Genomic DNA, 12,988 nt, shown 5'->3' with positions numbered 1-12,988 from the left:
AAATGCCTCTATTAAAGTTAGTAAAATCTAAAGTAAACTTTGCCAAACAAACAGAAGAGTATTACAATGCCATTCGCACAAATATTCAATTTTCTGGTGCTCAGATGAAAGTGATTGCGATTAGCTCTGTTGAAGCTGGTGAAGGAAAATCAACAACATCTGTTAACTTGGCGATTTCATTTGCTAGTGTTGGGCTCCGGACACTTCTGATTGATGCGGATACTCGTAACTCTATTTTGTCAGGAACATTTAAATCAAATGAGCCTTATAAAGGTCTTTCAAATTTCCTTTCAGGAAATGCTGATTTAAATGAAACTATTTGTCAAACTGATGTTTCTGGTTTGGATGTTATTGCATCTGGTCCTGTTCCACCTAATCCAACAAGTCTTTTGCAAAATGATAATTTTAGACATTTGCTGGAAGTTGCTCGTAGTCGTTATGATTATGTCATCATCGATACGCCACCAATTGGTTTGGTAATTGATGCCGTTATTATTGCTCACCAGGTTGACGCAAGCCTCTTGGTTACAGCAGCTGGAAGAATTAAACGTCGCTTTGTAGCCAAAGCTGTTGAACAATTGGAACAAAGTGGTTCTCAATTTTTAGGTGTCGTTCTTAATAAAGTTGATATGACAGTAGATAAATATGGATCATACGGTTCATATGGATCATATGGTGACTACGGAAAAAAAGCAGAACAAAAAGAAAGTCATTCAAGAGCACATCGTCGTAAAAAAGGATAGCATTAATGGGGATAATGCGGCTCCTTATACATTAATATTTTAAGAGGAGTTAAGAGTGAAAGAAAAACAAGAAATTCGTCGCATTGAAATTGGGGTTATACAGTTAGTTGTGGTTGTGTTTGCAGCCTGGTTAGCTAGTAAATTACCTTACACTGAGATAACCAAAGGAAGTATTGTTCTTCTAGGTGTGGTCCATGTTGTCACATACTATATCAGTAGTTATTATGAAAACCTTAAATATAGGGGTTACTTAGATGAGCTTATTGCAACAGTTAAGTATGGTTTTATATTTGCTCTAATTGCAACCTTCCTATCATTTTTTGCAGATGGTGATTTTTCGATTTCACGACGAGGACTTCTATACGTCACTCTTATCGCATGTACTTTGTTATATCTGACAAATAGTCTTCTAAAGTACTTCCGCTCATCCATTTATACACGCCGTAAAGGGAATAAAAATATCCTCTTAATTTCTGATCAAGCACGTCTTGAAAATGTCTTGACTCGTATGAAAGACAATATGGATGGTAGGATTACTGCAGTCTGTGTTTTGGATAATCCTTATTTCACAAATCCTTTTATTAAGAGTGTAAAACCTGAAAATCTTGTTGAATATGCTACACACTCGGTTGTTGACCAAGTACTAATTAACCTGCCTAGTGAACAGTATAAAATTTGGGACTACGTCTCACCTTTTGAGCTTATGGGAATTCCAGTATCCATTAATCTAAATGCACTCGAATTTATGAGTCAAGGTGAAAAACGTATCCAACAGTTAGGTCCTTTTAAAGTTGTTACTTTTTCAACGCAATTTTATAGTTACGGTGATATCGTAGCTAAACGTTTTCTCGATATCTGTGGAGCCTTGGTTGGTTTGCTCTTATGTGGTTTAGTAGGAATCTTTCTTTACCCTCTTATCCGTAGGGATGGTGGTCCAGCAATTTTTGCTCAAGATCGTGTAGGTGAAAATGGACGTATCTTCAAGTTTTATAAATTTCGTTCGATGCGGGTAGATGCTGAAGAAATTAAGAAAAATTTGATGTCACAAAATCAGATGTCTGGTGGTATGTTTAAGATGGACAATGATCCACGGATTACCAAAATCGGACATTTCATTCGTAAAACGAGTCTTGATGAACTTCCACAATTTTGGAATGTTCTAAAAGGTGATATGAGTTTAGTTGGAACACGCCCTCCAACATTGGACGAATACGAATCTTATACACCAGAACAAAAACGCCGTCTTAGCTTTAAACCAGGGATTACTGGTCTTTGGCAAGTAAGCGGTCGTAGTGAAATTACTGATTTTGATGAAGTTGTCAAACTAGATGTTGCTTATATGGACGGTTGGACAATCTGGCGCGATATCAGAATCTTATTGAAGACAATTAAAGTAGTAGTAATGAAGGATGGAGCAAAGTGATGGCTTTCTCCATTTCTTTTGATGGTGATTAAATGATAAAAACAGTTTATATCGTTGGTTCTAAGGGAATTCCAGCAAAATATGGGGGATTTGAAACCTTTGTTGAGAAGTTAACAGAGTTCCAACAAGACAAAGCTATTCAGTATTATGTGGCTTGTATGCGTGAAAATTCGGCTAAATCTGGTATTTCAGCAGATACTTTCGAGCATAATGGAGCAAAATGTTACAACATTGATGTTCCTAATATTGGACCTGCGCGTGCGATTGCTTATGATATCGCAGCTCTTAATAAGGCCATTGAAATTGCTAAGGCCAATAATGATCAAGCACCGATTTTTTATGTTTTAGCCTGCCGAATTGGACCTTTTATCTCAGGTATCAAGAAGAAAATCAAAGCCATTGGTGGTACTCTTATGGTGAACCCAGATGGTCATGAATGGCTTCGTGCTAAATGGAGTCTTCCTGTCCGTAAATACTGGAAAATATCAGAACAACTTATGGTTAAGCATGCAGACCTTCTGATTTGTGATAGTAAAAACATTGAGTCTTATATTCAAAAAGACTATGACAAGTATAGTCCCAAAACAACTTATATTGCTTACGGAACTGATACAACCAAATCTAAATTGACTAATGTTGATGAGAAGGTACGTTCATGGTACTCTGAAAAAGGTGTCAATGAAAATAACTACTACCTTGTTGTTGGGCGTTTTGTACCTGAAAATAACTATGAGGCCATGATTCGTGGTTTTATGGCTTCTAACTCTGACAAGGACTTTGTTCTCATTACAAATGTTGAAGAAAATAAATTCTACGACAAGTTGCGACAGGAAACAGGTTTTGACAAGGACCCTCGTGTTAAATTTGTCGGGACTGTCTATGATCAAGAATTGCTCAAATACATTCGCGAGAATGCCTTTGCTTATTTCCATGGTCATGAGGTAGGTGGAACCAATCCATCACTTCTTGAAGCACTTGAGTCAACTAAGCTCAATCTCTTGTTGGATGTTGGCTTTAACCGTGAAGTCGGTGAAGATGGTGCTCTCTATTGGAAAAAAGACCAATTGGCAAGTGTCATTAATCAAGCTGAACAATTGGATGAACAAGCTATCGCAGACCTCAATCAAAAATCAAGTAAACGTATCGAAGAAGCCTTTACTTGGGAAAAAATTGTTACAGACTACGAGAAAGTATTTAAAGGATAGAAATGCAGAAAATTTTATATCTTCACGCTGGTGCCGAAATGTATGGTGCTGATAAGGTTTTGTTGGAGCTTATTAAAGGATTGGATAAAGAAAGCTTTGAGGCTCATGTCATCTTGCCTAACGCTGGCGTCTTAGTGGGGGCATTGGAAAAGGTTGGTGCTAAGGTAAAAGTTATCGATTATCCAATCTTGCGCCGGAAGTATTTTAATCCTAAGGGAATTCTTGAGTATTTTGGCTCATATAATCGTTATTCAAAGCAAATCGCTGAATATGCTAAGGAAAACGGAATTACTCTCATTCACAACAATACTACTGCAGTACTTGAGGGGATTTATCTCAAACGTAAATTGAAACTTCCTTTGATTTGGCATGTGCATGAAATTATTGTGAAACCAAAAGCCATCTCAGATTTCATCAACTTTTTGATGGGACGTTATGCTGATACGATTGTGACGGTTTCAAATGCTGTAGCCAACCACGTCAAGCTGTCTCGCTTTGTGAAAAATGACCAAGTTCAAGTCATCTATAATGGTGTTGATAATGCCGTCTATCATGAAATGGATGCCAAGGCCGTCCGTGATCACTTTGGGATCGCACAAGATGCGCTTGTCATCGGTATGATTGGTCGAGTGAATGCCTGGAAAGGTCAAGGTGACTTTTTAGAAGCTGTGACTCCAATCTTGAAGGCTAATCCAAAAGCAGTTGCCTTCTTGGCAGGTAGTGCATTTGAGGGGGAAGAGTGGCGCGTGGATGAGCTGGAAAAAGCAATCTCAGACTCACCAGTAGCTGGTCAAATCAAGCGTATCGACTATTATAGCAAGACGACAGAACTCTATAATATGTTTGATATCTTTGTTTTGCCAAGCACCAATCCAGATCCATTACCGACAGTCGTCCTAGAAGCCATGGCTTGTGGCAAACCTGTAGTGGGTTATCGTCATGGTGGTGTCTGTGAAATGGTTAAGGAGGGTGAAAACGGTCTCCTAGCCACTCCAAATCAGCCTGCAGAATTGTCGAAGGCTATTCAAAAATTAGCTGAAAACACTGAGAAGAGAGAGCAATTTGGCAAGGCATCGGTCAAACGTCAAAAAGAACTCTTCTCATTACAAAGTTATATTCGGAATTTCTCAGAGCTATATAAGAAGTACTAATATGAACAGTGAAACACTAAAGAATAAATTAAAACCAATCATTTATCCAATTATTAATTTTATTCCTAGACGAAGACTTAAGAATAAAAATTTCACTATCATTTGTGATAATTGTTGGGCTGGAAAAGTTTATCAAGAATTGGGCTTGCCTTACCAAACACCATTTGTAGGGATGTTTGTCTTTTCTCCTGATTACATCAAGATGCTCAAGAATTTAAAACACTATTTGAGTGGAAATATCCCCTTGAAATTTGTTAAGGAATCAAAATATATCAAAGACTTTGATAATGCCTATCCTCTGGCTCTTTTAGATGATATCGAATTGCATTTCTTACATTATGCAGATGAAGAAGAGGCAACTCAAAAATGGAACCGTCGTTTAGAAAGAATTCATTGGGATAATCTGTATTTCAAGTTTAATGATAATGATGCTTGTACTTATGAGCTGATGAAAGAGTTTGAAGAACTTCCATATAAGAGTAAGGTCATCTTCTCTTCGAAAAATTATAATGATCTACCTTCCTTAGTTCATTTCAAATCAGCAGAGAAGCAAGGACATGTTGGGATTGATTTGAAAACTTACCACCGCTATTTTAATGCTGTTACCTGGTTGAATAAGGGTGGGGAGGATTTAACTAAATGAAAAAAATAAGACTTATTATTCCTTATTTTGGGAAATTACCAAAGTTCTTTCCTTATTTTTTGTTAACTGCCAAACGTAATCAAAAGATTGATTTCTTAATTTATACGGATCAAAATGTTGACCAATTTGAAGTTTTGAACGCTAATAATATTGCATTTAAGACTCTTTCGTTTGATGATTTAAGAAAAAAAGTCCAGTCTAAGTTTGATTTTAAAATTTCTCTCAAAACACCTTATAAATTATGTGACTATAAAGTAGCTTATGGATTTATCTTTGAAGAGGAGTTGAAGGGATATGACTACTGGGGATTTTGTGATACAGATGTCTTACTTGGTGATATTTATCAATTTCTGGAAGAACATAGCTTTTTTGAGAATGACTATGCTCGATATGGTCTTTTAGGTCATCTCCAAATATTTAAAAATTCACAAGAAGTTAATCATTTATTTATGTCTGGTCAAGGGTTAAACTATCGATTAGATTATCATAATGTCTTCACTAATGAGCAAAATTTTATTTTCGATGAAGCAGACGGTATTCAAGTTTTGTTTAAAAAATCAGGTTTTGACCAATTGCAAGATAAATTCTTTGATGATATTGATATTAGTCATTTTTCATTCAGAGAATATGGTGAAGATGAGCCCAAACGTTATTATTTTTGGTCAGAAAAGAATGGCCTTGAAAGAATTGAAATTAAAGGCAAAAAGCTAGTCGTCGAACATCCATTATATGCACATTTTCAAAAAAGGACGATTGAATGTCCAGAGTTTAAGATTGTAGATTCATTTTATGTCATACCTAATCAACTAGTTGTTGGAGATAAAATTTCTATACAAGAAATTGAAGAACTAACAAATAATAAATTCTATTGGGAATATGTTAGGTCAACATTTTTAAAGAAATTTAAGAGAGAAAAATGGACATTAGATTTTATTCGTCATAAGTTAAGGATGAAGAGTTAATGAAAAATATAGATTTGAGCATTATTGTTCCAGTATATAATGTTGAAGGTTATTTAAAAAGAGCGCTAGATTCCATACTTATGCAATCGTCACCTATTAAGTATGAGATTCTATTAATTGATGATGATTCAACCGATCGGAGTGGTGCGATTTGTGATGAGTATCAAGATAATTACTCAAACATTTTTGTTAGACATATTGAGAATAACGGGGTTTCTGAAGCTAGAAATTTAGGGATTTCTCTCTCGAGGGGGGAATATTTGTACTTTATGGACTCAGATGATTTCTTATCAGATGATTTCTTTGAACAAATATGCCCTAATCTTAATGGTAAATGGGATGTTCTTTGTTTTGGTTACAATGAAATTAAAGAAAACAATAACACTATTTTGTCTTGCCGTTCTCATTCTTATCAGCAATTGGGACTTCTTAAAAAGGAAGAGTTTAGAAAAGACTTTATAGAGCTTTTTAAAACTGATATGATGTATAATGTTTGGTCGAGAATTTATAACAAAGAATTCATTCTAAAAAATAATATTAAGTTTCCTAGTAAACCAATAGGGGAAGATACTTTATTTAATTTCCAAGTTTATCGACAATTAGATAATATTCTTTTTATTGATTCGACTCTTTATAATTATATTGCAGGCAGAAGTGGTTCTGCACTAACGAGTTTTCATCCTAGAAGAATTGAAATTCAATTAGATGAACTTCAAGAATTACATAAATTGCTTGAACAGTTCCAATTAGAAGATGCTACATTAATGCAGGATATTAAGACCAAAATTATCATAAGTTCGGTTTTCCAAATTTCTAATTTAAAGTTGAAAAGACAAGAAAAAATAGAATTACTACAGTCCATTATTTCAAATAAAGCTTTTGACAATATTTTTTCAGGGAGTGGAGAGCAAATCATTGGTCCTTATATTATGTTATTGAGACAGCGAAATATTTCTTCTTTTCTTAGAAGATTGAGTATTGATCTTCTCGCCAAAAAAAAATTTCGGACAGTCATCTTTATTGAAAAAATGAAAATGAATCCAATTTTACGTAAAATTGCTTTTAAATAAATTAGCTATTATTATAAACAGTAAAAAGGTATTATGTTAAAAATTAAGTTTGAGAACCTTTTGGTTATTTTGGTCTTATCGGTAATTGTAGGGTACGATGTTATTATGACTTCGGTTCTTAATAAAACTCTCCCTCAATTACCAACTATTCTCTTGATTGGTGTTGCATTGGTGTTGGCACTAAGATTTTTATTTATTAAAAATTTTAGTATATCATTCATTGTTTCAGGAATTCTTTTAATCGTAACAAGTTTATGTGTCTTTTTACAAACTGGTGCTACCAATTTTCTCCTTTACTCATTATTGATTTTACTACTTTATGATGTTGATGTAGATGTTATTTTAAAAACTTATGTGTTTATTGCTGGTTCAATTGTCATAGGTATATTCTTACTCTCAATAATTGGTTTTCTACCAAATTTACAATTTGCGCAAGTTAGATCTTCTGGATTAGTTATAAGAAATTCATTTGGCTTTATCTATCCTACAGATTTTGCCTCACACTGTTTTTATTTGTTTATTGCTTGGGGATATTTACTTAGAGAAAAGTATATTTGGCTTAGGGTGGCAGTTGGAGTAGCTTTATCGGCTTTTATTATCAAATTTTGTGATGCTAGATTGAATTCTATGTCTGTTTTGATAGCTGTAATTATTTTTTTAGTAATGTATTATACTAAAGAAAAGAAATTTAAAGTTTATTACATACTACCCTATTCTGCGGCAATTTTTTCATCATTGATGTTTTATTTGTCTTCCCATTTTTCTTTTTCTTCTCCATTTTTTGTTAAGTTGAACGATTTCTTCAGTATGAGACTTTTTTTGGGTAAAAATGCCCTTGATACATACAAGTTACACCTTTTTGGAACTAATAATGTAAAATTTATTGGTTATGGTGGTACTACAGAGTCAGTACTCAGTTATAATTATGTTGATTCCTCTTATATTCAAATGTTATTCTACTATGGAATTGTTCCTGTAGTCTTACTTGTATTAGTTTATGTTTTATCATCCAGGAGATTTTATAAAGAAGGTAAAATGTTATTTCTAGCATTACTTTCTCTAATAACTATTAATTGTATGATAGAAGCATTTTGGATTAGACCAGGGTACAACATCTTCATGTTTACATTATTCGCAAGTTTAATTTCGATAAAAGAAATAAATGACGAGGAAAATAAAATGAAGGTACTATAAATGAGAGTTTTAAAAAATTACGCCTACAATCTTTCCTACCAGTTGCTGGTCATTGTTTTACCAATCATTACGACACCTTATGTTACTAGGATTTTCAGTTCAAAGGATTTAGGTACTTATGGTTACTTTAATTCGATTGTGACCTACTTTATTCTCTTGGCGACTTTAGGGGTTGCCAATTATGGGACCAAGGAGATTTCAGGTCATCGTAAGGATATTCGTAAAAATTTCTGGGGGATTTATACCCTTCAGTTGATGGCGACTATTCTGTCCCTTACCTTGTACACGCTTTTGTGTTTATTCTTTCCTGGCATGCAAAATATGGTGGCTTATATCTTAGGACTAAGCTTGATATCAAAAGGAATGGATATTTCTTGGTTATTCCAAGGATTGGAAGATTTTCGTCGTATTACCGCTAGGAATACAACGGTAAAGCTTTTAGGAGTTGTTTCTATTTTCCTATTTGTGAAAACACCTGATGATTTGTATCTCTATGTTTTCCTTTTGACCTTCTTTGAATTGCTTGGACAGTTGAGTCTGTGGTTACCAGCAAGATCTTATATTGGTGAACCTCAATTTGATTTATCTTTTGCTAGGACACATCTCAAGCCTGTTATCTTGCTATTTCTTCCGCAGGTTGCCATTTCATTATACGTGACTTTGGATCGTACGATGTTGGGTGCCTTGTCATCTACCAATGATGTCGGTATTTATGATCAGGCATTGAAGATTATCAATATCCTTTTAACTCTTGTGACCTCTTTAGGGAGTGTTATGCTTCCTAGGGTATCTGGTCTCTTGTCTAACGGTGATTATAAGGCTGTTAACAAGATGCATGAATTTTCTTTCTTGATTTATAATCTGGTAATTTTCCCGATTATAGCAGGGCTCTTAATCGTCAATAAGGACTTTGTGAGTTTCTTCCTAGGCAAAGATTTCCAAGAGGCTTATCTGGCTATTGCCATCATGGTCTTTAGGATGTTCTTTATTGGTTGGACAAATATTATGGGAATTCAGATTTTGATTCCACACAATAAACATCGTGAGTTTATGCTCTCTACGACTATTCCGGCTGTTATCAGTGTGGGACTTAATCTCTTGTTAATTCCTCCATTTGGCTTTGTCGGGGCCTCTATTGTATCTGTTTTAACAGAGGCTTTGGTATGGGTTATCCAACTGAATTTTTCAAGGAGATTCATCAAAGATGTGTCTATCCTTCCAGCCATGTCTAAAATCATTCTAGCATCAGTTATCATGTATCTTGCACTCCTTGTCTTTAAGACATTTGTTCAATTTAAACCTATGGTAAATGTAGCAGTAGATGGCCTTGTAGGAGCTATTATTTATGTCATTTTAATTTTTGTCTTGCGTGTCGTTGATATGAAAGACTTGAAGCAACAGTTAATGAAAAACTAAGGAGAGAAATATGTACGATTATCTTATCGTTGGTGCTGGTTTGTCTGGAGCAATCTTCGCACACGAAGCTACAAAACGTGGCAAAAAAGTAAAAGTGATTGACAAGCGTGATCACATTGGCGGAAATATTTACTGTGAAAATGTTGAAGGAATCAATGTTCACAAGTACGGAGCCCACATCTTCCATACCTCAAACAAAAAGGTTTGGGATTATGTCAACCAATTTGCTGAATTTAACAACTATATCAATTCCCCTATTGCTAACTATAAGGGCAGTCTTTACAATCTTCCATTTAACATGAATACCTTCTATGCTATGTGGGGTACTAAGACTCCGCAAGAAGTTAAGGACAAGATTGCTGAGCAAACGGCTGATATGAAAGATGTTGAGCCTAAAAACTTGGAAGAACAAGCCATCAAGTTGATTGGTCCAGATATCTACGAAAAGTTGATTAAAGGATACACGGAAAAACAATGGGGACGTTCTGCAACAGACCTTCCACCATTTATCATCAAACGTCTTCCCGTTCGCTTAACCTTCGATAATAACTACTTTAATGATCGTTACCAAGGGATTCCAATTGGTGGCTACAATGTCATCATTGAAAATATGCTGGGCGATGTGGAAGTAGAGCTTGGGGTTGATTTCTTTGCCAATCGTGAAGAGCTGGAAGCATCTGCGGGGAAAGTGGTCTTTACAGGAATGATTGACCAGTACTTTGACTACAAGCACGGAGAGTTGGAATACCGCAGCCTTCGGTTCGAGCACGAGATCCTGGATGAGGAAAATTATCAAGGTAATGCTGTAGTCAACTACACAGAGCGTGAGATTCCTTATACTCGTATTATTGAGCATAAGCACTTCGAGTATGGAACCCAACCAAAGACGGTCATCACGCGTGAATACCCAGCTGATTGGAAACGTGGAGATGAGCCATACTACCCAATCAATGATGACAAAAACAATGCTATGTTTGCCAAGTACCAAGAAGAAGCTGAGAAAAATGACAGGGTCATCTTCTGTGGACGTCTAGCAGACTATAAATACTATGATATGCACGTGGTCATTGAGCGTGCCTTGGAAGTCGTTGAGAAAGAATTTACTAAATGACACAAGAAAAGATTGATATCGTTGTTCTCTGGGTTGATGGTAGTGATCCAGAGTTTATCCGTGAGAAACAAGCTGTGACTGGTCAAGTTGCAGATTTTGACCAAGAAATTGATGGAGAGCAACGTTATCGTGATTATGGCATTTTTAATTACTGGTTTCGAATGATTGAAAAACATGCTCCTTGGGTAAATCATGTTTACTTAGTCACCAATGGGCAAAAACCCGAATGGTTGAACTTGGAGCATCCAAAACTCAAGTTGGTCACTCATAAGGAATTTATGCCTGAAGAGTATCTACCTACTTATAATTCAGCGGCAATTGAGCTGAACCTCCATCGGATTGAAGGCTTGTCGGAAAACTATCTCTATTTCAATGATGATATGTACTTGATTAGAGATAGTCAACCTTCAGATTTTTATAAAAATGGTCAACCCAAGCTTTTAGCAGTATACGATGCTTTAGTTCCTTGGTCACCATTTACGAATACTTATCACAATAATGTTGAATTAATCTATCGCCATTTTCCTAATAAGAAGGCTTTGAAATCTTCGCCTTGGAAATTCTTCACTTTCCGTTATGGTTCCTTGGTTTTGAAAAATCTGTTACTCTTGCCATGGGGGCCAACAGGCTATGTGAATCAGCATTTACCTGTTCCGATGAAAAAGAGTACCTTGGCACACTTATGGGAAATTGAGGGAGAAATCTTAGATAAAACGTCACGAAATAAAATTAGAGACTATGGAGTAGATGTTAATCAATACATCTGTCAGCATTGGCAAATTGAAAGTAATCAGTTTTATCCTATGTCAAAGAATTTTGGAGAGACAATTGGTTTAAATCAAGTGGATAAACTTGATAAAATCTTTGAAGATAAACATAAAAAACTGCTTTGTGTGAATGATGATAGTGACTTTAAGGAAGAAAATCTCATTCATTTTAAGCAAATCTTGAAAGAACGCTATCCTGAAAAATCAGCTTTTGAAAAATGAGAAATAAGAGATGAAATACTATTTAAAAGAAGAATTTTTACACGATAATAATGTGAAAAATGCCGGGAATAAGGCACGTAATGATGTTGAAGTGATCTTTAATAGACTAGGTTATACTCCCTTAAAAGTTAGAGTAGACGACTGGTATAAAATGAATGTTTTTAATGCTCAGATTCACAAATATAGAGCACTTTGGAGAGCCTTCAAACGTTTAAAGAAAAATGATGATATTGTGATACAATTTCCCTTGTTACATCATTCTTTATTTATTAACAGTCTACTAAAATCTCTTAAAAATAGAGGTGTTAACATCTATCTTCTGATTCATGATCTAGAAACCTTGCGTTTTGTAAATGACAAGACTCTACCATTTAGAATGAAGTTACGGATGAAATTAACGGAAAGTGATACATTTCATAGTGTAACTGGTATCATTGCCCACAATCCTATTATGAAGTCTGTTTTGGTGGATAAAGGGGTTGAGGCAGATAAGATTGTTAGCCTTGGCATTTTCGACTATTTGATTCCAAATTTCCAAGAGAAGACGGGTCTTACTAAGAATCAGCCAATTATTGTGGCTGGTAATTTGGCTCAGGAAAAAGCTGGTTATCTTTATTCTCTTCCTGAAGAACCTGCTTATAACCTTTATGGTGTTGGCTTTGATGAGAGCAGAGCTCTTGCAAATGAGACTTACTTTGGGTCCTTCCTACCTGACGAGCTACCAGCAGCACTTGAAGGTGGTTTTGGGCTTGTCTGGGATGGTGATAGCGCTGAGACATGTAGTGGTGTATTTGGTGAGTACCTTCGCTATAACAACTCTCACAAGGCGTCCCTATACTTGGCCTCAGGTTTTCCGCTTGTGGTTTGGAAACAATCTGCTCTCTCTCATTTTGTATTAGAGAACGGCTGTGGGATTGCAGTAGAGTCACTTCATGATTTGAAGGCGACAATCGACAATCTTTCAGATACTGACTATCAAGATTTGGTTGAAAATGCTAAGCGTGTAGGTAAGGGCATTCGTGATGGTCACTACCTGATTACAGCATTAAACAATTTGAAATAAAAAAATCCTCATGCTTGT

Annotated in this window: 12 protein-coding genes; all 12 read left to right on the top strand. The window is 35.4% G+C overall.

Annotated elements, in window-relative coordinates; translation table 11 throughout:
- Positions 1–2 precede the first annotated feature (2 nt).
- Genes RWZ99_RS00490 through RWZ99_RS00435 form a run of 12 tightly spaced genes read left to right on the top strand, consistent with a single transcriptional unit; the run spans position 3 to position 12,970 of the window.
- The gene (locus RWZ99_RS00490) at positions 3–743 is read left to right on the top strand and encodes a tyrosine-protein kinase (protein WP_314675708.1); all 741 of its coding nucleotides are present in this window, start codon (positions 3–5) and stop codon (positions 741–743) included.
- A gap of 55 nt (positions 744–798) precedes the next feature.
- Positions 799–2,166 carry a sugar transferase gene (locus tag RWZ99_RS00485; protein WP_314675707.1) on the top strand — a complete coding sequence of 456 codons (1,368 nt, stop codon included), beginning with the start codon at positions 799–801 and terminating at the stop codon, positions 2,164–2,166.
- A gap of 32 nt (positions 2,167–2,198) precedes the next feature.
- The gene (gene cps2T / locus RWZ99_RS00480) at positions 2,199–3,371 is read left to right on the top strand and encodes a beta 1-4 rhamnosyltransferase Cps2T (protein WP_314675706.1); all 1,173 of its coding nucleotides are present in this window, start codon (positions 2,199–2,201) and stop codon (positions 3,369–3,371) included.
- A 2-nt stretch (positions 3,372–3,373) separates the two neighbouring features.
- A complete protein-coding gene (locus RWZ99_RS00475) occupies positions 3,374–4,522 on the top strand; it encodes a glycosyltransferase family 4 protein (protein WP_314675704.1) in 1,149 nt (382 codons plus the stop codon).
- Between the two features lies 1 nt (position 4,523).
- A complete protein-coding gene (locus RWZ99_RS00470) occupies positions 4,524–5,165 on the top strand; it encodes a DUF1919 domain-containing protein (RefSeq protein WP_314675703.1) in 642 nt (213 codons plus the stop codon).
- Positions 5,162–6,127: a DUF6625 family protein gene (locus RWZ99_RS00465; protein ID WP_314675702.1), complete on the top strand. Its 966-nt coding sequence runs from the start codon at positions 5,162–5,164 to the stop codon at positions 6,125–6,127. The genes RWZ99_RS00470 and RWZ99_RS00465 overlap by 4 nt, the downstream gene beginning before the upstream one ends.
- Complete coding sequence (locus RWZ99_RS00460) at positions 6,127–7,197, top strand: glycosyltransferase (RefSeq protein WP_314675700.1); 1,071 nt, start codon at positions 6,127–6,129, stop codon at positions 7,195–7,197. Before RWZ99_RS00465 ends, RWZ99_RS00460 begins: the two co-directional genes overlap by 1 nt.
- A 33-nt stretch (positions 7,198–7,230) precedes the next feature.
- Positions 7,231–8,391, top strand: coding sequence for a polysaccharide polymerase (locus tag RWZ99_RS00455; protein WP_314675699.1), 1,161 nt, complete (start codon positions 7,231–7,233; stop codon positions 8,389–8,391).
- Positions 8,392–9,807, top strand: a complete 1,416-nt coding sequence (locus RWZ99_RS00450; protein ID WP_314675698.1) for a flippase — start codon at positions 8,392–8,394, stop codon at positions 9,805–9,807. It begins immediately after the preceding gene.
- Positions 9,808–9,817: 10 nt separating this feature from the next.
- Positions 9,818–10,918 carry a UDP-galactopyranose mutase gene (glf, locus tag RWZ99_RS00445; RefSeq protein ID WP_314675696.1) on the top strand — a complete coding sequence of 367 codons (1,101 nt, stop codon included), beginning with the start codon at positions 9,818–9,820 and terminating at the stop codon, positions 10,916–10,918.
- The gene (locus RWZ99_RS00440) at positions 10,915–11,907 is read left to right on the top strand and encodes a stealth family protein (protein WP_314675695.1); all 993 of its coding nucleotides are present in this window, start codon (positions 10,915–10,917) and stop codon (positions 11,905–11,907) included. Before glf ends, RWZ99_RS00440 begins: the two co-directional genes overlap by 4 nt.
- A 10-nt stretch (positions 11,908–11,917) precedes the next feature.
- Complete coding sequence (locus RWZ99_RS00435; protein ID WP_314675693.1) at positions 11,918–12,970, top strand: galactofuranosyltransferase; 1,053 nt, start codon at positions 11,918–11,920, stop codon at positions 12,968–12,970.
- Positions 12,971–12,988: the final 18 nt, after the last annotated feature.

This window comes from uncultured Streptococcus sp. (assembly GCF_963545685.1).
Taxonomy (GTDB): domain Bacteria; phylum Bacillota; class Bacilli; order Lactobacillales; family Streptococcaceae; genus Streptococcus.
The sequence above is the reverse complement of the archived record's forward strand: the minus strand, read 5'-3'. Positions and strand labels throughout refer to the sequence as shown.